Source organism: Paenibacillus tabacirhizosphaerae, assembly GCF_040812395.1.
GTDB lineage: Bacteria > Bacillota > Bacilli > Paenibacillales > NBRC-103111 > Paenibacillus_E.
Map to the genome: position 1 here is coordinate 158,098 of NZ_JBFNXH010000013.1, position 19,974 is coordinate 178,071.

The window sequence follows — 19,974 nt, forward strand, 5'->3', positions numbered from 1 at the left end:
AGCGGACAAACATGGAAGGGAGAGGGTCCATTGTGAAGCTGAGCAACTTGCATGTCTTACTGCAGCCCGTTCGAAATCGTATGTGGAAAACCTTGGGGTTAAAAGTTCTAACCTTGAGCGTTACTATGGCTATTAGTGCAGCATGCTTGTGGCTGCTGCTTGGACGATGGCTGCTCGTTCCCGGCTACCGATATGGGGCGGTATGGAGTGCGGTCACGCTGCTCATTATGGGAGCTGCCTATTTTCTACTACGCCGACCGGATGCTACGGCTGCGGCCAAACTTCTTGATCAAAACGGACTGGATGACAGCGTATCTACTGCGCTAGCCTATAGGGACCAAACTACACTCTTAGCCAAACTACAGCGCGAAGATGCGGAAGAAAGAGTCTCCAAATTTGTGGAGACGGAGCTGAACAATCTTTTACCGCTAAGTTTAACGCGGCGCCAGTGTCTGGTTGGAGTAAGCGCAGCAGTTGTTTACGGAGTGCTTCTGCTTCTGCCCAATCCAAATGACACAATCCTGGCTCAAGCGCTTAAGGAGCAGGCATGGGTGAAGGAGCAAAAGAAAGAAGTCGAGGAGCTTGTGAAAAAGGCGGAATCCCATCCATCGCCGCTCCCGGCTGTGAAGCAGATGACAGAAGCCTTGCAAGAATTAGAACAGAAACTTGCACAAACTTCCACCTCTGCCAAAGCGCTGGAGGACATGGAAAAAGCGCTGAAAAAGCTGCAAAGCGGGTTGAATGATCTGGAAAAGCAGAAGCTTCGATCTGAGCAATTGGCTGAAGCCATGCAGCGTACAGAAGCACTGCGCCAGTTGGGGCAAGCGATGCAGCAAAAGGCAGAGGAGAGAATCCCGCAGGAGATGGCGAATCTACGTGAGCAGGTGCAGCAGATGACGCCTCAGCAGAAGCAGCAGCTTGCCAGTGAGCTTGAGCGACTTGCAGAGTCGGCTGCCGCGGCATCGCCACAGACGGAACAGCAGCTCCGCGAGCAGCTTCAGCAGGCTGCCAGCGCGCTGCGCAGCGGCGCTGGCGAAGAAGCTGCGCTCGCACAGCTGCAGGCCGGCTTCGCGGCTGCCGCTGCGGAGCAGCAAGCGCTTGCGCAGCAGCAGGCACAAGCGGCTGGAGCCGCGGCCAGCCTTGCCGCAGGTGCGCTGCCGCAGGCCCGCAAGCTTGCCGCCAGCGGCGCGCAGTCCGGCCAGGCGTGGGCGCCAGCCGGCCTCGCAGAGCAGCTCGCTGCAGGCGCATCTTCGCCTGGCGCAAGCGCAGTGCCTGCCAGCGCAGCAGCAGGGGCTAGCTCTGCGCTGCGCGGTAGCGCCAACGCAGCTGGCTCGGCGGGTGCGGCGGCGGGTGCCGCAGGCGGAGCGTCCGGCAGCGGGCCAGCTGGAGGCGGTACTGGCGGCAGCAGCGGGGCAGGCGGCACGCAGGGCGGTACCGGCGCAGGCTCGCGCGGGCTGGTAGCGACGCCGCGCGAGCGCTCCGGCACAGGCGGCACGTTCGCTGACGGCGGTCCGACGAGCGGCAGCGGCGGCGAAGTGAGCCAAGGCGGCTCCGTGCCGGCCTTGGATGGAGCATCGCGGCCGTACGAGGACGTATATGCCGATTATGCAGCGGAGGCGGCCAGTTCCTTGAATCGGTCGGATTTGCCGCAACAGATGCAGAGCTTGGTGCGGGATTATTTTTTGGAAATTCAACCGCAACGATAATCAGCTTAACAAGGGTTGAAGAGGAGAGAGAAGAGACCATGATCGAATCAAAGGAGCAGTTAGAAGCTTGGAGACTGGCAGTCAACCAGATGAAAGATCAGATTGGGCGCGTCATCGTCGGCCAGCAAGAGGTTGTGGAACAATTGCTGTGGTGTATGCTGGCTGGCGGCCATGCGCTGCTGGAGGGCATTCCAGGTCTCGGCAAAACGATGCTGATCAAAACGATCGCCGATACGGTTGATCTCACCTTTGCCAGGATTCAATTTACACCGGATTTGATGCCAGCTGATATTACGGGCACGAATGTCATTCAGTTCGGCACGCACGGAGAGACCACTTACCGGTTTCAACGTGGTCCCTTGTTCGGTCATGTTGTGCTCGCGGACGAAATCAACCGGGCTACGCCCAAGACCCAAAGCGCGCTGCTCGAAGCCATGCAGGAGAAAACGGTAACGGTCGGCTCTGAAACCTATCGGCTGCCAGCTCCTTTTTTTGTATTAGCGACGCAGAATCCGCTGGAGCAAGAAGGTACATACCCCCTGCCGGAGGCTCAGCTGGATCGATTTTTGCTCAAAATTCATGTGACCTATCCAACGAAGTCTGAACTCAAAGAAATCGTGCTGCGTACGACATCTTCGCTGGAACACCGTGCCGAGCAAGTAGCAGATGGTGATCTGTTACTAGACATTCAACAAGGATTGAAGGACATCCTTGTTGCTGAAGATGTACTGGACTATGCTATCCAATTACTGATGAATACCCATCCCGAAGAAGTGACAGCGCCCGATTTTGTCAAAAAATACGTACGTTTCGGTTCCGGCCCCCGCGGTGTTCAATCGATGGTTGCTGTCTCCAAAGTCCGTGCTTTCTTGGGAGGCCGCTTTCACGTTTCAAAGCAGGATCTCGCAGCTGTCGCATTTCCGGCGCTAAGGCATCGGTTATTTCTGAATTTTGAAGGCCAAGCCATGGGCATTTCACCGGATGCGATCATCCAAGCCGTAATTAGCGCGTCGGAGCCTGCCCGATGAGCGATAGATTGAATCTGCTTAGCCCCTCCCTTATGCTGCGTTTGGAACAGATAAGCATCGCAGCAAAGCATCGGATCCGAGGAACGATGCAGGGGAAAAGGCGATCATCCGCTTATGGCTCTTCACTGGAATTTGCCGATTATCGGCTGTACGCCCCTGGGGATGATACGCGTCAGCTGGATTGGCACGCATACGGGAGGACGGGCAGGCCGTTCATTAAGCTTTTTATGGATGAGCAGGAATTACGGGTTAACCTGTGCCTGGATGCAACAAAATCCATGGATTTTGCGGGGAAATGGGAGTACGCCAGACAGCTTGCCGCAGCAATTGGCTATACATCCCTAAACCGGTATGATCGCGTTAGTGCGACGGCTTTCACAACTGACATTGCGAAACAGCTTGGGCTGCTTCGCGGCAAAGGAAGCGCAGTAAGGTTATTTGAATTCCTGGCAGGGTGTCAGGCAGAGGGTGCAGGAGATGTAGGGGCTGTCTTCCGCCAACCATCGAATCTTCCCAAACAACCCGGGATGACTTGGTTGTTCTCTGATTTTTTGTATGAACAAGGTGTAGAAGAAGCTTTGACCTACCTGCTTGCAGCTAAACAGGAAGTTGTCGCCGTACAAATTCTGGCACCTGAAGAGCTGGCTCCGGAGCTGCTCGGAGAGCTTCGTCTCATTGACAGTGAAACTGGAGCTGCCAAAGAAGTGGCGATGAGCCGGAAGGTGCTTGAGGCATATCGGGAAGTCGCTGAGCAATACACGTCAAAGCTGCGGGCATTTTGTTATGAGCGAGGCATTACTTATATGCTGGCCTCGACGAGCGTGCCGGTAGAGGATTTCCTGCTAAGCGAACTCCGGCGCAGCGGGCTGGTCCGATAGATTGAATAGTAGATTATGTTAATTGGGAGCTCTCTCGCCCTGAACGAATCGGATCCCTCGTTTGGACTGCCAGAGGCACCATCCATAGATGAGCAGGAATGCGATCATCAAGAGGACGGAATAGCGATACATAAGCGCATAGCTGCCGCTAATCGTGGCAATTGTCCCCAAAAGCATCGCGCCTGCGCCAATGCCTAAATCATTTGCGGAGAAGAACGTACCGTTAGCAGCTCCCCTGCGATTCGGAGCTGCTCGGGCAATTGTCCATGCTTGCAGCGCAGGTTGCAAAGAGCCAAAGCCAATTCCATAGCAGAGAGCCGCAACAGCCAGGCTTGCTTCCGAGTGCGCATAGGAAAGCAGCAGCAAGCCTCCAATCGTAAAACATGCACCTGGAAGAAGCACCCATTCGGGCCCTTTCCGATCAAAGAGAACGCCTGTCACTGGGCGAACGATTAGCACCATGGATGCATTGCAAAGGAAGAACCAACCGACATTCGAAATGCCGGCTTCCCGGCCGAACAGCGTAATGAATGTAACAATGCCGCCATAACAGACTGCCGTAAAGAACAGCAGCGCAGATGGCATGATGGCAGAGCGTTCAAACAAGCGGTCAATTAGTTTTGGCCTTTGAGCCGGCTTTTCGAGTGGTATCGGCTTCGGATAGGAGATAAATAGCGAGCTGAAGATCGATAGCACGGCTAGGCAGGTGGACAACAGCAGCACACGCGGGAAGCCGTATGTATGCATGATCCATAAACCGGTTAATGGAGCGAGGGCGAGCGCAAACGTATTGGACAAGCCATAGTAGCCCATTCCCTCTCCGCGTCTTTCCGCAGGGATGACATCAGCGATTACTGTGCCTAAAGAAGTCGTTGACATGCCCCAACCAATGCCATGGACGAAGCGGGCGGCAAGTATCAGGGCAACGGCAGCCATATAGGAGTACCCGGCAATGGATAAGGCGCAAATAGACAATCCTACCAGCAAAACGTGCTTTCTGCCAAGCAGATCAAGCGCTTTGCCTGCAAAAGGCCGGGTCAATAACGATGAAATCGTAAATATGCCAATGACGAGTCCAACTTGCAAATCATCGCCGCCCAGTTGGGCGATATGTGTGGGAATCGTCGGAATCAGCATTTGAAAGCTGAAAAATAGCAGCAAATTCGATAAGGACGTAAGCAAAAAAGTTTTTGTCCAAAGCGGTTTCTTACGGTTGACGGCAACTGTTCGTTTCATGCTACCTCCCATGATTGTAACCTAACGGGTAGTATACCCAGCTGAAGAAATCAAACGCAGCATACGAACGCATAGATATGTTCAGAAAGGTGAGCCATATGCATTTCGCATTCCTAGGCGGGCTCTGGTTTTCGTTATCAGCGCTCTTCATTGTCCTGCTTTATTTGCTGAAACGGCGCTATGTCGATACAGAGGTTTCGAGCCACCTGCTATGGCAGCGCGTGCTTCGCGAACAAGAAGCTAATCGACCTTGGCAAAGGCTGCGCCGCCAGCTTTTATTATGGCTGCAGCTGCTAGCGGCATTACTTTTTGTTCTTGCGCTGATGCAGCCTTTCATTCGGGGAAAAATCACAGCGAAAGCTCATGTGTTTTTTGTGCTTGACGCATCTGCCAGTATGCAAACCTCTACCGAAAATGGCACAAGGCTCGATCAGGCGAAGGCGGCGATGCTGACCTATGCCCGAGAAAAAGCTTCGGACAGCGCGTTTTCTTTGCTAGTGATGAAAGATGAGCCGGAAGTTCTTTTAGAAAAGCAAAACGGCCTCTCGGCGCTGCAGAAGGCTCTGAGTACAATTGCTCCCTTTTACGGAAAAACAAAAACAGAAGAAGCGTTGTCTCTTGCCGCAGCGTTAACTAAGAAGGAAACGAATGCAGAGATCCGTGTCTACACGGATGGGCAATGGACGGATGGAGTTGATCGTCCTTCTTTTTCTGTGCCGCTCTTCATGGAGTTAGTTGATCAGACCTCCGCATCTAATGTAAGCATTCCTCAGTTTGGGGTAAAAGGTCTCCCGGATGGATCTGAGTTCCAAGCTGCGGCAGCTTTGAAAAATTGGGGATCCGCACCCGTTTCTGTGCAAACGACCCTTTCGATAGATGCCAAAGCGGCGCACGTCGAAATGACGGAACTGCAGGCAGGAGAACAGAAATCGATTTATATCGATCATTTATCTCGAGGACGCGTTTACAAGCTGCAAATTGATACCAAAGACGGGTTGGAAGCCGACAATACGTCGTATGCTTTCCCGGAAAATAGCGGCCCGGCAGTCGCAGCATATATAGGTGAAGGCAATCTCTTTCTAGAAAAAGCATTAGCCATAGCTAAGGTTGATGTACTTTCGATTCAGAAGAGCGCGGACGGGACCTATCCCTTCCCGCTGGGAAATAAGCCTGACATTCTTGTTATGGATGGTGTGGAAGCGCCGGCGTTGCAGGGAGACCTTTGGAAACAGCTAGTTGCTTCAACTCCGGTTTGGAGATTCGCTTCTCCCATAGAGGCAGGCGATACGAAAGGCGCTGCCGCAATGCCGCCCTATACGGTTGCCGATCACCCGCTAACTCGCTATGTGCATCTTAAGGATGTCCATGTAACCGGCGCTAAGACATACAACTTACGCCCTTGGGAGAAAGCGATTGTATCCTCGGATTCAACCGCATTACTCCTTGCTGGAACGGAAGAGGGTATTCCTCAAGTAACGTTTACCTTTTCTTTGCAGCAATCGGATTTTGCTTTGCGTTCCGAATTCCCTGTTCTCGTTCAAAATACAGTGAATTGGCTGATGCAGTCGCATGAAAGCAGTTTAGGCAGAAGCCTTGCAGGGGAAAGAAAAGAAATCGCCCTGCATCCAGAGGCGGCGGACGCATTGTGGAAGCCGGAATCAGGAAAAGGAAAGGAATGGCCGGCGGAACGAAATGCCGATGTCCTTTTAGCGAACCAAACGGTTCCCTCAGAGCCGGGGCTCTATCAATTCATCGAGATGAATAAAGAGGGCCGTGTGGTTCAATCCCGTATGCTTCAGGTTTATATGGATGCGCGGGAATCAAACGTGAATGCAAAGACAGAAATGAAGCTGAATGCAGATAACCCTGATGTAGCAGTTGAGCAAGGAAAAGAAGTCAGCTATGAAGTGACGTTAGTCCCATGGATGATGATAGCTCTGCTCATTTTGTTGCTGCTGGAATGGGAGGTGTACCGGCGTGGGCATACAGTTTGAACGATGGTGGGCGCTGTTAGCGCTGGTACCGCTATTCTTCTATATAGGGTGGTTGTGGAGAGGTCTTCACAGGCTTCAGGGTTGGCGGAAGAAAGTCGTTGTCGTTCTGCGGTCGGCGGTACTGGTTCTTCTGGTGCTAGCCTTGGCGGGTACGCAGTGGTACACATTAATGAATCGCAAGAGTGTTGTATTTGCTGTTGACCGTTCTGCAAGCGTCAAAACAGTGGGCAGTGAAGCGGCGTGGATTCGGGAGGCTGTACAGATTCGCTCGGCTGAAGATGAAGCAGGTGTCGTTTCATTGGGTTTGAAGGCGGCCTTGGAGAAATCTCTGGATGCTCGAAAAATGGACGGCCTCCAATTCAGCTCACAGACGAATCCGCAGTTTACGAATATAGCTTCTGGTTTGCAGCTTGCCTCGAGCCTTTTAAGTAACAGGCAGGAAGGCCACGTCATTTTGTTATCGGATGGGGAAGAGAATGTTGGCGATGTATTGCGCCAAGGCAGGCTGCTGCGTGACCGTGGGGTGCGGGTCGATGTGGTGCCTATTCCCTCCAAAGAAAAAAAAGATGCAGCTGTTGAAATTCTGCGAGTTCCGGATAAGCTTTATCAAGCGGAAGCCTATACATTGGAAGCTGTCATTCGATCGACTACAGCTGGTTCGGCGCAGCTGCGCATATTTGAGGATGACCGGGAAATGACAAACCAAGCGGTAACGCTGAACAAAGGCGAGAATCGGTATGCGGTTCAGTCGCTTGCAAAAGAAGCGGGCTTTCATCGATATCGGGCTGAAATATATGTGGACGGCGACGAGCTTTCGGCTAATAACACGAACTATGCGTTTAGCAAGGTGCAGGGACCGCCGAAGGTGCTTATCGTGGAGGGGAAGCCTGGTATCTCGCATAATGTAGAGGCAGCGCTTCAATCTGCGCTTATCCCTTTCGATACGATACCGCCTGAGCTATTATCGAATGATTTTGTGACTTATGCAAGTTATGAAAGCATCGTTCTAAACAATGTGGCCGCTACACAAATTCCGCAAGCTAAGATGGAAATGATCGAGCAGGCTGTTCGTGATTACAGCGTTGGACTTCTGATGCTGGGAGGCGAAGACAGTTATGGCCTTGGCGGTTATTTCAAAACGCCAATAGAGCGAGCGCTCCCAGTTTATATGGATTTGCGGGGGAAGCGTGAAATTCCGTCACTGGGTATTGTCCTCGTTATCGACAAGTCCGGAAGTATGGCCGGTGATAAAATCAAGTTAGCGCAAGAAGCGGCTTCCCGCACCGTAGACTTGCTTCGTGACAAAGATACGATCGGCGTGCTTGGGTTTGATTCGTCGCCCCAATGGTATGTGGAGCCGCAAAAACTAAGCGACAAAGCGGGGGTATTACGTAAAATTAATTCCATACCGGCCGATGGCGGAACCGAAATTTATACCGCGGTGGAGGAGGCATACTCGAAGTTGTCAAAGGTAGATGCGCAGCGAAAGCATATTATTTTGCTGACGGATGGACAATCCTCGACGAACCAAAGCTATGAGGCCTTGACTGCGGGTATGCAAAAAGAGAACATTACGATGTCGACCGTTGCCATTGGTACGGACGCAGATCAAAATTTACTTAAGCAGCTTGCTGAATTGGCCAGAGGCAGATACTATGCTGCTGTGGACCAGACGACAATTCCAGCTATTTTCAGCAGGGAAGCTGTATTAATTTCCAGAACCTACGTCGTGAATCAACCTTTTGTCCCTGCTTTTTCCGGCGCATCCGATTGGAGCAGGTTTCTTGGCGGGGGGCTGCCGGTGCTGAACGGATATATCGCAACAACCGCGAAAGAAGCGGCGGAGGTAGTGCTCTCAAGTCCGGAGCCTGATCCGATACTGGCAAGATGGCAGTATGGTTCAGGACGCTCTGTCGCTTGGACGAGTGATGTTACCGGGGCGTGGTCGGCGAATTGGGTGGCATGGCCGGCATTTTCTCAAATGCTCACGCAAATGATTAAATGGACTTTTCCGCAATTCCAGGCTTCGCCGCTTGAGCTTAGCGGCCATTTGTCCGGCAATGAATGGACGCTGGAGGCGAAGATAGGAAGTGAAAGCGGGCTTCCCAACCGCGGAGAGCTGAGGGCCGTGGTAACAGATGAGTCCTTAGGGTCACGCGAAATTTCTTTTAACCAGACTGCGCCTGGTGAATATTCAGCTCAACTATCTGTGGATAAGCCAGGCGTCTATATCGCTAAGACAGAACTCCTTGCAGAAGAAGCCGGTGCGGCAGGCACGGAAAAGCGCGTCATCGGCAGCTCCACCTCCGGTTTCGTGATCCCTTATTCTCCGGAATATCGAATTACGGAGGGCCAAGGGTACAGCAAGCTGAAGCAGCTTGCCGAACTGACAGGCGGCCGGATGCTTTCGCTAGAGCATCCGGAAGAAGCCTTCGCGTTCGCTGCCGCTGCGCAGAAGCGGCTCACGCCCATCAGCGAGTACCTGCTGATGGCTGCACTTCTGTTGCTGCTGCTCGACATCGCAGCGCGCCGCATTTCGCTGCCGCCCGGCCTGTGGGCCCGGGCGGCAGCAAGGACGAAGCGGGCCGTCCTGGCAGGCCCGCTGGCGAAGGCGGAGACGCCGCTTGCGCGTCTCCGGGAAAGGAAGCAGCTTGCGGAGCACAAGTTGCGGCTAGGGAGCGAGCGCCGCGCCGAAGGCGGCGCTCCAGCGGCAGGGTCCGCTGCTGCGCAGCAGCGGACTGAGCCCGCGCAGTCGGCGCCTGGCGCGACTGCAGCCGAGCCTTCGGCGGCGAGCGAAGCGCCGCCGGACGCGATGAGCCGCTTGCTGGAAGCCAAGCGGCGCCGAAGCAAATAACTGCCTAGCAATTTATGGCAAGGTGCGATACACTACTTGTAGAAGGATGTCGAATACGGCGGCGATCCGTTTCCGACAAATCGGTTTACCTTCTCGGTTCTGAAAAGCTAACGCACTTTATGTGAATTAGGAGGGATTCAATTGGCTAGAAATAGCTATTCCATTGGGATTCTTTTAATCGGTGTGGCCGTCCTATTGCTGCTGGGTAAGCTCGGCGTATTTCATTTTCTTGCTTATTTTCTGTGGCCGCTTGTACTGCTCATACCCGGACTATTGTTTCATTTCTTGTTCTTTAACCGTTCCTTGCCGGCAGGCGTGCTTGTGCCGGGTGGCATTTTAACTACTTACTCACTGATGTTTTTCTTTTGCAATATATTTGGCTGGGGCTCGATGAGCTATTTGTGGCCGGGGTTCATTCTCGGCGTAGCAGTCGGTTTATATGAGCTGCATCTCTTTGATCGGAGCAGCGATCGCGGCGTTTGGATTGGAGCCATGGTCTTGGGCATTATTGCTGCTGTGTTCTTTGGAATGACGCTGCTGTTTAAACTCGGCATTTATGTGATTGCTGTGCTGCTTGTTTTAGCAGGAGCCGTGATGATTTTCCGGAAGCCCAAAGTATGGTAAACGCAGATTTAAGCTTGTAAAGATTTTATGGTAATTGCCTTTTATCTTGCATATTGTCGAGAATATGCGTATAATAAGTGTAAATGTCAAGCGTCGGCGCTTTTGTCCGACGCTTCTTTTGTGGACAGAGACGAAAATTATAGGGTAGAGAGGGTTTGACATTCATGCATGCAAGAGACAAGATTCGCAATATCGCCATTATCGCGCACGTTGACCACGGAAAAACAACGCTCGTAGATAAACTGCTTCAACAGTCGGGTACGTTCCGCGACAACGAAGCTATTCAAGAGAGAGCAATGGACTCCAACGATCTTGAAAGAGAACGCGGAATTACCATTTTGGCGAAAAATACAGCAATTTCCTATAAAGATTATTTGATTAACATCGTGGATACACCTGGACATGCTGACTTTGGCGGTGAGGTAGAACGTATCATGAAAATGGTTGACGGCGTTTTGCTCGTTGTTGACGCATTTGAAGGCACGATGCCGCAAACGAAGTTCGTTCTTCGTAAAGCGCTTGAGAGCAACCTGTCTCCGGTCGTTGTCGTTAACAAAATTGACCGTCCTAACGCCCGCCCTGCTGAAGTTGTGGATGAAGTTTTGGATCTGTTCATTGAGCTTGGCGCGACAGACGAGCAGCTTGATTTCCATGTGGTGTATGCGTCCGCTCTTCAAGGGACTTCCAGCCTAGACCCTGACAAGCAAGATGAGAACATGTCGGCTATCTACGAGACCATCGTTAACCATATCCCATCACCGACGGAGGATGTAGAACAACCGCTGCAATTCCTCGTTACCTTGATGGACTATAATGAATACCTAGGCCGTATCGGTGTAGGCCGTGTGAACCGGGGTAAAATCCGCGCAGGTCAAACGGTAGCGGTTATGACGCGCGAAGGCGGAACAAAACAAGCAAGAATCGAGAAGTTATTTGGTTTCACAGGCTTGAAGCGAATCGAGATTGAAGAAGCTGCTGCCGGAGATATCATTGCGATCTCGGGTATCAAAGATATTAATATCGGTGAAACCGTAGCAGATCCAGCTAACCCTGAAGCGTTGCCTGTTCTCAAAATTGACGAGCCGACGTTGCAAATGACGTTCCTTGTGAACAACAGTCCATTCGCGGGTCGTGAAGGTAAATGGGTAACTTCCCGTAAAATTCGCGAGCGTCTTTATAAAGAGCTTGAAACAGACGTGAGCTTGCGTGTTGAAGATACGGATAGCCCGGATGCTTTCGTCGTATCGGGACGCGGTGAGCTGCACTTAGGAATTTTGATCGAGAACATGCGCCGCGAAGGCTTTGAAATCCAAGTTTCCAAGCCAGAGGTTATTATTCGTGTCGTAGACGGACAAAGAATGGAACCAATCGAGCGTCTGATCATCGATGTGCCTGAAGACAGCATGGGTTCCGTAATGGAAAGTCTCGGATCGCGCAAAGCTGAGATGGTCAACATGATTAACAACGGAAGCGGCAACGTACGTCTTGAGTTCCTCATTCCTGCAAGAGGCTTGATCGGTTACAGAACGAACTTCTTGACACTGACTCGCGGCTACGGAATTATGAACCATGCCTTTGACAGCTACGGTCCTTATCAAGGGGCTGGCGTTGGCGGACGTCACGAGGGAGTACTTGTTTCCAGTGAAACAGGCACATCCACGTTGTACGGCATCCTGTCTGTTGAAGATCGCGGAATTCTGTTCGTGCATCCGCAAACAGAAGTATACGAAGGCATGATCGTCGGCGAGCATACGCGCGACAACGATATCATCGTCAACATTTGTAAAGAGAAAGCAGTCAATAACATTCGCTCAGCGAATAAAGAAGAGACTGTTAAAATGAAGACTCCACGCGTTTACTCTTTGGAGCAGGCGCTTGAATATTTGAATGATGATGAATACTGTGAAATCACGCCGAAATCGGTTCGTCTTCGTAAGAAGATCCTGAACAAAAGCGAGCGCGAGCGCGCAGAGAAACAACGTAAAACAGCTGAAGCAAGCGTGTAAGTTCAGGAGCAAGCTCCATAATGAAAAGGGAAATGTCGGTATAGTGCCGCGTTTCCCTTTCCCTGTATGTATGGGCTCGTATGTATTCATTTTAACTACGAAAGAATGGGGTGAACGTGATGTTAACCGAATGGTTTGGTAATCACATTTACATTACCTATCTGTTAATTTTTGTTTTTATGACGTATGTGTATAATAAAGTGTTTCGGACACGCAAGCTGCCTGTCTTGAAGGCGCTTATTATTTATGTACTCCTTGCTGTAGGCTCGGCCATGCTTCTTTTCTTCCAAGTCGCTGGATTACCCATTGTTTTAAGCTTGGCAGTAGCTGTGTTTCTCATGTTGCTTGTCCGTGTCCGTTATTTTGTTGAGAAGAGAAGCGGCAAGAGACCCAGTCAATAACATGGGGAGGTGGGATGCATGACCCGATATTGGTTGACACCAATTATTAACAAATCGCCTCTTTGTTTCGGGGCTTCACGCATTTGCTGCGAACCTAGTCTCGAATTAAACAAATTGCGGGATGCGGCTCATCAGTTACATCCCCGGCTGCTGCCGATGTTTAAATCAAGCCTTTTATTGAGCGATGATGAGGAACAATGCGGTTCGGAGCTGGTCCAGCTGGAATTAGGAACCCCCATGGATATTGTGTTTGATGGAGAGCCTTTGCATTTATCACATTGCGCTTCAGCCTTTTTGGATCGAATGTTGGATACTTTTGAAGCCTGCGGTTTGGTTGCTTCACTTGATAACAGCGGAAATCAGAGTGAGTTACATCAGCTTTGGATGAGAAGTTGGCTGAATTGGCTGGAAGCGGGTTGGGACGTTATTTTGCTAAGAGAGGATGGGGTCTAACATGAAGCTGCAGGATGCGCTGTTCAATTGGCTCCAAATGCATATTGTTTTGGAAGCTAGACCGGATGATGAGGCTGCTCGGGAGACGCGCGATTTTTTCGCTGTGATATTGGAAGAGGATCATTTCATTAGCAACTATCATATCATAAAGCAAGAGAATGCACGATCGATCCAAATTGCTTACGAGCAAGAAGGGATTAGCAAAATGCAGCAATTTGATCGTGAATCTGCGGAGAAACTGCTAGCGGACATTGGCTCCAATCCGAAATATAATAATCAATAGCCGCAAATCTTATGCGACATAACTTTATTATTCCAACGTACAATAAGGTATATCTGGGATTAAAGGAGTGTTTGCATGATTGGAAAATAGGATACATAATGCTGGATGGCTTGCCCCTAGCTATGCTATACTGAAAGCGTAGGATCGTTTCTAACCACCTAGTAGGAGGCGCAAACGACATGGCTGAACTCATCACTACTTTACCGGAGCAACTGAACTCAGTCCTGCCAAGTGAGATGTTTCTGCATTTGAACGCAAATGATCGCCTTTTTGCGATTATTTCTGGTAGTGCCAAAGATATGACTACGCTGCATTATGCTGTTAAAACGAATGCGTTCCGCGCAGCTAAGGAGCTGGACGGACAAGTTTATGTTGCCATAAAAAAAGCCTGGATCTGCGTGTGCAGTCAGGCTTTTTGTTATCTTTCCGGCAATCAGAGATTAGGGTTTCCTACTTGATTGGTATCGTTAGGTACTGGGTTATTGGGTGGGTTGCGGATATCACGAGGCAGCTGCGGCATGATGCGACCCATAATATCGGCCATCTGCTCCGCGAATCCGGTAACGGGCCTTCCAGCTTTGACATTATCGCGTATGTTACGCAAGCGTTGATCTAGGTCCATATCGGCAGTAACGATGGCGTTGACGCCATAGGGATCCTTCTTGAGCGCTTCCGCTACAGAATATTTCACAGTACCAACCCTTGCTCGATCCATGTCTTTCTTAATATTGATTCCAACGACTGCGGTATTGCCGAATACTACGCAATGTGCGCTTTCGACCTGAGGAATGCTGGTGGCCAGTTGCTCCAGACGTTCTGCGACGGCTTTGGAATCTTTGATTTCAAGCTTTTGCGGAGCGATTTGTTGCACTTTAACTTGATTTTTAGTTGGATCTTGAGGGGGGGCAGCACCATTCTTAGGCGCTTGACTACAGCCAGCAGCGAGGGAAAGTACCAACAGCATTAGGTAGAATAGTCTCACTAGCATCGTTCCTTTCTTTTCCTTGAATCTCGCGTTTAGTTTGTCCTGCACAGTTAGGTTGTATGTATGCATCCATGTCAACCGAATATCTGACGCCAAATCTGGGAGGGGACACACATATGAAAAAAATTTACGTGTTAGATACCAATGTACTGCTTCAAGACCCTAATGCACTATTCGCGTTTGAAGACAATGAAGTAGTCATACCCGCCGTGGTGTTGGAGGAAATTGATTCAAAGAAACGAAATGCTGATGAGATTGGCCGAAATGCAAGACATGTGTCGAGGTTGTTGGATGGGCTAAGGGCAAAGGGGACTTTGTCTGATGGCATTACCCTTGAACAAGGCGGCAGCATTAAAGTGGAGCTCAATCATAGAAGTTTTGCAAAGCTGCAGGAGACATTCGCAGAGCTTACCAATGATAATCGGATTCTTGCTGTAGCGCTTAATTATCACTTGGAGGAACAAGAGAGCGATCTGCCAAGACCAGTTGTGATCGTTAGTAAAGATACGCTGGTTCGCATTAAAGCTGATGTGCTTGGCTTGACTGCCCAAGATTATTTGACGGACCGAATTGTTGCCCAAACGGATATGTACACAGGGTATATAACGCTTCATGTACATCCGTCTATCATTGATGAATTTTACTCCTATCGGTTCTTAAGTGTAAATTCACTTAATTTAGGTTATATGCTGCATCCTCATGAATTCGTGATTTTACGTGACGAGCTTGGCACTTCCAAATCTGCTTTATTAAAAGTAAATGCCGAAGGGAAAAAGTTGGAGCCGCTGTTTATGAGCAATGAGCCTATCTGGGGCATAGCGGCACGCAACGCACAGCAGCGCATGGCGCTGGAACTTTTGCTCAATGACGATATTCCGCTTGTTACCCTAACGGGGAAAGCCGGAACAGGGAAGACGCTGCTTACCCTTGCTTCAGGCCTCATGAAAATTGAAGATGAACGCAAATACAAGAAGCTCCTGATCGCTCGGCCTGTCGTTCCAATGGGGAAAGATATTGGTTATCTGCCTGGTGAAAAAGATGAAAAGCTGCGTCCCTGGATGCAGCCGATCTATGATAATTTAGAGTATTTGTTCGATACGAAAAAACCGGGAGACATTGAAAAAATACTTGCCGGTCTGGGCAGCATCCAAGTCGAAGCCTTGACTTACATTCGCGGCCGCTCGATTCCAGGCCAGTTTATTATTATTGATGAGGCGCAAAACCTATCCAAGCATGAGGTGAAAACGATTGTATCCCGTGTTGGAGAAGGCAGTAAAATCGTTCTGCTTGGAGATCCTGATCAAATTGATCATCCTTATCTCGATGCCTCCAGCAATGGACTTACCTATGTTGTCGAACGCTTTAAACAGGAAGGAATTAGCGGCCATATTACACTTGAGCGCGGGGAACGTTCCCATTTAGCCCAACTGGCTGCGGATTTGCTATAGTGCACGAAAAAAAGCCCCCGTCCGAGTGGATGGGGGCTTATCTTTGATTAACTCCGTATGTCGATTTGACAACGGTAAGCTTTCGCTATTCCTTGCATAAGCTCAGTAAGCTGCCGATCAGCAACGTACACATTTTGACCTTGATGTTCGTATTGCGCGATGAGATGTTCCTCCATTTGCAGCACCGCTTGCTCGGTGTCTCCTTGGGGGCTATTTGGTGCGAAGATGAACGAGCAGACGAGCTTGGCATATAAATAGAAGTGCTCTGCGCGGCTGATAAACCCGTAATCGCTAAATAAATCAGTTAGTTCCGATTCGTCTGGCAACAAAGTAAGCTGCATGAGTTCTGTTTCAATATGAAATTGGGACATTACGCCTAGCGCGGCTGTCAGTTGCGCTTCATTGTTCACGATGAGCATGTCTTTGTCTCTATCAAATAACTCGACTTTGCCGGCGAGGGCCTTGATGACTTGGGCGTAGAATCCGGGAATTTTGCCTTCTGGCAGGTCCATCAACAATCCAATTTTGGGTTCCATTTGTTACTTTCCTCACTTCAACTTGACGTACGTCTTATTATTACGAATTCACCATTCATATGCAAATGAGATGGGTTTAGCTTCGCTTTATAATGTTAGCTTTAACTTCACAATGGCAGAGCCGTTCTTTGTTTCGACGCCTACGACATCTAAATAATTAATATATTTCTTAGGTACGAACCCCAACTGAAATTCTTTCATAAAATCTTCGATCGTCGTATCAGGCAATTGGTATCCGTTAAATTCAAGCTGATTGACGATGAAATGAACTTCATTCATATCCGGTTTTTCTTTTAGTATGAAATTCCCTTGAAGGTTAATGCTGATGGTGTCTTTTTTTCCTTTGGCGATGATATGGTCATCGGTAAATTCAAATTGCAAGTTCTGCAGCAATTCGTTCTTATTATGAATATATGTATTAAAATCAGCATCCGTAATCGTAATAACTGGATTTTTAATGTTGGATAAGTCCAAGTATTTGTTGCTTCCTTCTGTAACATAATGTGGAAGCTCATTGAAAGCGATGGACAGATTCGTCAGGTACTCTCGAAAAAGAGGAACGCCTTGCTCCTTCCACTGCGTATTTAAGCTTTTTATTTGATCTTCAATCACGTTAGCTTGTGCGCTGACCGCTAATTGTTTATCCAACTCTTCCTGTAGGCGAACAATCCGTTCGCGTTGAAGCATATACTTATCTTTTGTTTTCTGTAGCTCGCCGCGATTGGCAACGAGGTCAATCTGCAAGTTTTTTAGCTTCGTAAACGATTCAGTAAAAGTAGATAAAGACCGATGATCATTATTCAGAATCATTTGTAAATACTCAAACATTTTTAGCGCATCGGCAAATGAGTTTACCGAGAAGATCAGCATCCAGATAGAATCACGATCCCCCGTATAATAAGCTCTTAGCACTTTGGCGGCATGTTTCCGCGTGGTTTGGACATCTCTGTCCTGCTTCTCTATCTCTTGTTCATTTCGTTGGATTTGTTCTACGATATTGGCGTCTTGCTCGTTTAATCGAGCTACCTCTTTGTCGATTTCGTAAATGGTCAATCCTTTTTGTACGAGCTCTTTTGCTTCACTAATTGGCTCCTTCGTTTCTTCCGCCCAAACGGCACACGTTGGAAACGCAATGTATAACAACACAATGGCTGACATGAGAATGGCAGTTATTTTATATTTCATCTAAACATACTCTCCCCCTATGAACAGATTATCATATATTTCTATTAAATGAAGCACAAAAAAATACTTACCCCAGGAAAGGGGCAAGTATTTCGGGTTTCGATTATTTTTTTGCAGGCGTAATTAATTTAAGAATTTCATCGAAACTTTTAATGTTTTTTGGTACTTCCTTTGTTAAAGGTGTTGCTTGATTAACAGCATCATAGGCTTGGTGTATAGAAATTTGATTGTTTGCTGCTTTCCCGTCATCTCCAGTAACAGAGAAGTGGAGATCAATCGATTCATCGCGGATAAAACCCTGCTGATCAATCGCGATCTGCCATTTGCCAGGCGCTTGCAGTTGCGTTTGATTTTTCTTCATCTGTTCGGCTTTGTCGGCGGTGAGGAATCCGTTATTCTGAAGCAGGCCGATGAGTTCGGGCATTTTTGTTTGAAGCACGGCATTCAATTCTTTTTCATTTTTGCTTGTTAAGTCGATACTTATCGATGTAGCCATAGTTCCGTCCTTTAGTTTAACAGGATCTTTTTCTTGTTTAAACCATTTGGCGTCTGTTCCACTAAATAGCAATCCGGCAAGCGAGGTTGTTAGCTGTGATGTATTTTTCAAGCTATCTAGCGTTAACGGTGTCTTGCTATTTTGGCTCATCTGCTGCAAATCAATAGCGTAGTACTCGTCAGGCGCTTTATTTAATGCTGGCATATTAAAATACATTTTGTTATCTTTAATGAGAACTGGAATCTCGAAAGGGGATGTAGAGCCCTTAGGTGTTAATTTGAAGTCCGTTTGAAATTGAAGAGGGTCGATGTTGCTAATCCCCTTCCATTCCAGGGTGCTTTCCCTGAATAGAGATAATAAGCCATTCGTCAGTGGATTAGGAGACTTCAATAAGGCATCGCTAATCGATAACGTTGAGTTGCCTTCAAACGTAAATGATTTCATTTCCTTTTGCTTGTTGAGCGCTGTTTCGACTGCTTCTTTAATTTTCGTGTTGTCAGTACATGCGGTTAACGATGTTACACTGAGGGCCGTTATCACCGTTAAGGCAAACCATTTGTTGGACATGCTAGTATGTCTCTCCTTCCGTAAATGCTTCTTTATTATAAAGCTTTCCTGCTCTTTTGTCTTCAAGTAAACAATTGGAGGGGTTCATTTGAACGCAGAGCTCGGAGTTCCGGGTGTTGTCATTGCTTTAAGAACGTTAATAAGCCAAAGTGAAAAGCAAATGATCTCATTTCGGGATTATATGCAAGTATGTTTATACCATGAAGCCGACGGTTATTATCGAAGTGAGCGTCCCAAAATCGGCAAAGAAGGGGATTTCTACACCAGTTCCTCAATCGGCACTGTGATGGGAGAGATGGTGGCATCCTTCATTTACAAGCAAGAGAATGCGGCAGGTGCCGAAAGTCAGGTGATTCATTTGGTGGAATGGGGAGGAGGCACAGGCCGTCTAGCTCTTCATGTGCTGGATGAATTAAAAGCGATAGCCCCTGCTTTATATGAAAAGTTGATGTATACCATGATTGAGTCAAGTTCATACCATAGGGGAGTACAGCGGCACAATTTAGCGCCGCACCTGGGTATTGTTCGTTTTATGGACGATGCAAAATGGTTTGCCGAAAGCCCGTGTGAAAACGTTTATGTCCTTGCGAACGAACTGCTCGATGCATTTCCTGTTCACCGGGTCCAGTACAAAGAAGGCAAGTTTTATGAATCTTTCGTTCACTGGCACGAACAAAGTCAAGCTTTCCAAGAAAGATGGCTATTGCTTGATTCAGCACCCCTATTAGACTATATAGAACGATTAAAAGTTCAATGGATCGATGGACAAATTGCGGAGTTGAATCTCGACGCAGAAGTTTGGATTGGTGCTATAGCTAAACAAATGCACAGCGGTAGCTGCATCATGATTGATTACGGCGACCGGTCTGAGGAGTTGTATGCTGCGCACCGGCACCGAGGCACCTTGATGTGTTATCGCAACCATCAGGCACATGACAATCCTTTCGTTTATGCTGGAGGGCAGGACATTACATCACATGTAAACTTCAGTATGTGCATGAGCGCGGTTCTTCAGAGTGGATTCACAAGCTATACCCTGGAAACCCAACGTGAATTCCTTGTTGAGCAGGGGATTTTAGATAAGCTACGGGATCATTATGACCCCAATCCGTTTAGTGATGTATCCAAACGAAATCGAGCGATTCGGCAGTTGCTATTGAGCGATCAGATGAGTGAGCTGTTTAAAGTGTTTATAGCTACGAAAAAAAGGTGACCCGACTATAAAGGAGGCCACTGAAAAAGTCCTTTCATACGAAAAAGGTACAGTCCTTCAAGAAAATGGAGGAGGCTGTAC

Annotated in this window: 18 protein-coding genes; 13 read left to right on the forward strand and 5 right to left on the reverse strand. The window is 48.8% G+C overall.

Annotated features, from left to right (window positions below; translation table 11 throughout):
• The first annotated feature begins 32 nt into the window (after window positions 1-32).
• From ABRS97_RS20955 to ABRS97_RS20965, 3 genes are read left to right on the forward strand one after another with little or no spacing between them, the layout of a single operon-like run.
• Window positions 33-1,706 carry a hypothetical protein gene (locus tag ABRS97_RS20955; RefSeq protein WP_367817181.1) on the forward strand — a complete coding sequence of 558 codons (1,674 nt, stop codon included), beginning with the start codon at window positions 33-35 and terminating at the stop codon, window positions 1,704-1,706.
• A gap of 38 nt (window positions 1,707-1,744) precedes the next feature.
• Complete coding sequence (locus ABRS97_RS20960) at window positions 1,745-2,734, forward strand: AAA family ATPase (protein WP_367817183.1); 990 nt, start codon at window positions 1,745-1,747, stop codon at window positions 2,732-2,734.
• Window positions 2,731-3,612 (forward strand): DUF58 domain-containing protein, encoded by an 882-nt coding sequence (locus tag ABRS97_RS20965; protein ID WP_367817185.1) that lies wholly within the window; start codon window positions 2,731-2,733, stop codon window positions 3,610-3,612. Before ABRS97_RS20960 ends, ABRS97_RS20965 begins: the two co-directional genes overlap by 4 nt.
• Window positions 3,613-3,630: 18 nt before the next feature.
• Here ABRS97_RS20965 and ABRS97_RS20970 read toward each other — a convergent pair whose 3' ends face one another.
• On the reverse strand, window positions 3,631-4,848 hold the full coding sequence (locus tag ABRS97_RS20970) for an MFS transporter (RefSeq protein ID WP_367817187.1): 1,218 nt from the start codon (window positions 4,846-4,848) through the stop codon (window positions 3,631-3,633).
• A gap of 98 nt (window positions 4,849-4,946) precedes the next feature.
• Between ABRS97_RS20970 and ABRS97_RS20975 the strand changes: the two genes are divergently transcribed.
• From ABRS97_RS20975 to ABRS97_RS21010, 8 genes are all read left to right on the forward strand, one after another.
• Window positions 4,947-6,842, forward strand: coding sequence for a VWA domain-containing protein (locus ABRS97_RS20975; RefSeq protein WP_367817189.1), 1,896 nt, complete (start codon window positions 4,947-4,949; stop codon window positions 6,840-6,842).
• Window positions 6,826-9,696: a VWA domain-containing protein gene (locus tag ABRS97_RS20980; RefSeq protein ID WP_367817191.1), complete on the forward strand. Its 2,871-nt coding sequence runs from the start codon at window positions 6,826-6,828 to the stop codon at window positions 9,694-9,696. The genes ABRS97_RS20975 and ABRS97_RS20980 overlap by 17 nt, the downstream gene beginning before the upstream one ends.
• Window positions 9,697-9,837: 141 nt before the next feature.
• A complete protein-coding gene (locus ABRS97_RS20985) occupies window positions 9,838-10,320 on the forward strand; it encodes a hypothetical protein (protein ID WP_367817193.1) in 483 nt (160 codons plus the stop codon).
• 164 nt (window positions 10,321-10,484) lie between these two features.
• Window positions 10,485-12,326 (forward strand): translational GTPase TypA, encoded by a 1,842-nt coding sequence (gene typA / locus ABRS97_RS20990; protein WP_367817195.1) that lies wholly within the window; start codon window positions 10,485-10,487, stop codon window positions 12,324-12,326.
• Window positions 12,327-12,445: 119 nt separating this feature from the next.
• On the forward strand, window positions 12,446-12,727 hold the full coding sequence (locus tag ABRS97_RS20995; RefSeq protein WP_367817196.1) for a YlaH-like family protein: 282 nt from the start codon (window positions 12,446-12,448) through the stop codon (window positions 12,725-12,727).
• An 18-nt stretch (window positions 12,728-12,745) separates the two neighbouring features.
• The gene (locus ABRS97_RS21000) at window positions 12,746-13,180 is read left to right on the forward strand and encodes a hypothetical protein (protein ID WP_367817197.1); all 435 of its coding nucleotides are present in this window, start codon (window positions 12,746-12,748) and stop codon (window positions 13,178-13,180) included.
• Between the two features lies 1 nt (window position 13,181).
• Window positions 13,182-13,463, forward strand: a complete 282-nt coding sequence (locus tag ABRS97_RS21005; RefSeq protein WP_367817199.1) for a hypothetical protein — start codon at window positions 13,182-13,184, stop codon at window positions 13,461-13,463.
• Between the two features lie 179 nt (window positions 13,464-13,642).
• The gene (locus tag ABRS97_RS21010; protein WP_367817201.1) at window positions 13,643-13,921 is read left to right on the forward strand and encodes a hypothetical protein; all 279 of its coding nucleotides are present in this window, start codon (window positions 13,643-13,645) and stop codon (window positions 13,919-13,921) included.
• Here ABRS97_RS21010 and ABRS97_RS21015 read toward each other — a convergent pair.
• Window positions 13,897-14,445 carry a YhcN/YlaJ family sporulation lipoprotein gene (locus tag ABRS97_RS21015; RefSeq protein ID WP_367817237.1) on the reverse strand — a complete coding sequence of 183 codons (549 nt, stop codon included), beginning with the start codon at window positions 14,443-14,445 and terminating at the stop codon, window positions 13,897-13,899. The two genes, ABRS97_RS21010 and ABRS97_RS21015, sit on opposite strands and share 25 nt — an antisense overlap.
• 119 nt (window positions 14,446-14,564) lie before the next feature.
• On the opposite strand from ABRS97_RS21015, the gene ABRS97_RS21020 reads away from it, so the two are divergent.
• Window positions 14,565-15,896, forward strand: coding sequence for a PhoH family protein (locus ABRS97_RS21020; protein ID WP_367817203.1), 1,332 nt, complete (start codon window positions 14,565-14,567; stop codon window positions 15,894-15,896).
• A 47-nt stretch (window positions 15,897-15,943) separates the two neighbouring features.
• Here the strand turns inward: ABRS97_RS21020 and ABRS97_RS21025 are convergent, their stop codons facing one another.
• The 3 genes from ABRS97_RS21025 to ABRS97_RS21035 form a co-directional block, all read right to left on the reverse strand.
• A complete protein-coding gene (locus ABRS97_RS21025; protein WP_367817204.1) occupies window positions 15,944-16,432 on the reverse strand; it encodes a hypothetical protein in 489 nt (162 codons plus the stop codon).
• A gap of 87 nt (window positions 16,433-16,519) precedes the next feature.
• Entirely contained in the window at window positions 16,520-17,617 is a 1,098-nt protein-coding gene (locus ABRS97_RS21030) for a coiled-coil domain-containing protein (RefSeq protein WP_367817206.1), read from the reverse strand.
• 103 nt (window positions 17,618-17,720) lie between these two features.
• A complete protein-coding gene (locus tag ABRS97_RS21035) occupies window positions 17,721-18,680 on the reverse strand; it encodes a hypothetical protein (RefSeq protein WP_367817208.1) in 960 nt (319 codons plus the stop codon).
• An 88-nt stretch (window positions 18,681-18,768) separates the two neighbouring features.
• On the opposite strand from ABRS97_RS21035, the gene ABRS97_RS21040 reads away from it, so the two are divergent.
• Window positions 18,769-19,893: a class I SAM-dependent methyltransferase gene (locus tag ABRS97_RS21040; RefSeq protein ID WP_367817210.1), complete on the forward strand. Its 1,125-nt coding sequence runs from the start codon at window positions 18,769-18,771 to the stop codon at window positions 19,891-19,893.
• Window positions 19,894-19,974 lie beyond the last annotated feature (81 nt).

What these genes read in the sequence shown, in the direction of transcription:
- ABRS97_RS20970 (WP_367817187.1), bottom strand. Translation starts at nt 4,848, where the DNA reads ATGAAACGAACAGTTGCCGTCAACCGTAAGAAACCGCTTTGGACAAAA.
- ABRS97_RS21020 (WP_367817203.1), top strand. Translation starts at nt 14,565, where the DNA reads ATGAAAAAAATTTACGTGTTAGATACCAATGTACTGCTTCAAGACCCT.
- ABRS97_RS20965 (WP_367817185.1), top strand. Translation starts at nt 2,731, where the DNA reads ATGAGCGATAGATTGAATCTGCTTAGCCCCTCCCTTATGCTGCGTTTG.
- ABRS97_RS21010 (WP_367817201.1), top strand. Translation starts at nt 13,643, where the DNA reads ATGGCTGAACTCATCACTACTTTACCGGAGCAACTGAACTCAGTCCTG.
- ABRS97_RS20975 (WP_367817189.1), top strand. Translation starts at nt 4,947, where the DNA reads ATGCATTTCGCATTCCTAGGCGGGCTCTGGTTTTCGTTATCAGCGCTC.
- ABRS97_RS21035 (WP_367817208.1), bottom strand. Translation starts at nt 18,680, where the DNA reads ATGTCCAACAAATGGTTTGCCTTAACGGTGATAACGGCCCTCAGTGTA.
- typA (WP_367817195.1), top strand. Translation starts at nt 10,485, where the DNA reads ATGCATGCAAGAGACAAGATTCGCAATATCGCCATTATCGCGCACGTT.
- ABRS97_RS20995 (WP_367817196.1), top strand. Translation starts at nt 12,446, where the DNA reads ATGTTAACCGAATGGTTTGGTAATCACATTTACATTACCTATCTGTTA.
- ABRS97_RS21030 (WP_367817206.1), bottom strand. Translation starts at nt 17,617, where the DNA reads ATGAAATATAAAATAACTGCCATTCTCATGTCAGCCATTGTGTTGTTA.
- ABRS97_RS21005 (WP_367817199.1), top strand. Translation starts at nt 13,182, where the DNA reads ATGAAGCTGCAGGATGCGCTGTTCAATTGGCTCCAAATGCATATTGTT.
- ABRS97_RS21000 (WP_367817197.1), top strand. Translation starts at nt 12,746, where the DNA reads ATGACCCGATATTGGTTGACACCAATTATTAACAAATCGCCTCTTTGT.
- ABRS97_RS20960 (WP_367817183.1), top strand. Translation starts at nt 1,745, where the DNA reads ATGATCGAATCAAAGGAGCAGTTAGAAGCTTGGAGACTGGCAGTCAAC.
- ABRS97_RS21025 (WP_367817204.1), bottom strand. Translation starts at nt 16,432, where the DNA reads ATGGAACCCAAAATTGGATTGTTGATGGACCTGCCAGAAGGCAAAATT.